The 546-nt window shown below is 58.2% G+C and carries 1 pseudogene; it reads right to left on the reverse strand.

The annotated features are described in order from the left end of the window. Window positions 1–263, reverse strand: a pseudogene (locus DVK06_RS17095) (amino acid permease); the annotation flags it as partial. Between the last annotated feature and the right edge of the window lie 283 nt (window positions 264–546).

Here is a 546-nt window from a genome sequence, read left to right on the forward strand (position 1 = left end):
CCCAACGCCCGCATGCTGTAAACGTGCTCGCCGCCGACGAACGGCATCGCGGAGGCGAGTTCGCCGTAGATGAGCGAGACGACGGTCACCATGAACCCGCCGAGGACGAACGCCGAGATAGCGCCGGTGACGCCGCTTTGGTCGATGAAGTACCCCGTCTGCACGATCCAACCCCATCCGATCATCGCTCCGAGTGCGAGCACGAACACGTCGCGCTTCGAGAGGACGCGTGAGAGTTCTCCTGTCATGGTTATGAGTGACATCACCACATTCTAACTTACCCACTATATATCTTACTGTGTTCAATTTTTAGTCTCTATTAGAAACACAGTTCAATAGTAATCCGTCATCTGGGACGACAAATCGAGCGACGATTCACCGGAAAATCGCCAAACGGCCGTCGGTTCGAATAGTAGTCAACTCGTCGAGCAGAAAGAAACGGCGTCCGCGCTCGATTCGCGTTCCGGGCGTCGTCGCGGGCGTCGCGCCCGGTGTCGCGTTGGGTGTCGCTCCGGGTGCTGGGTCGGGCGTCGTCGCGCTCACTCA

This window comes from Halorubrum sp. Atlit-28R (genome assembly GCF_003665955.1).
GTDB classification, from domain to species: domain Archaea; phylum Halobacteriota; class Halobacteria; order Halobacteriales; family Haloferacaceae; genus Halorubrum; species Halorubrum tropicale.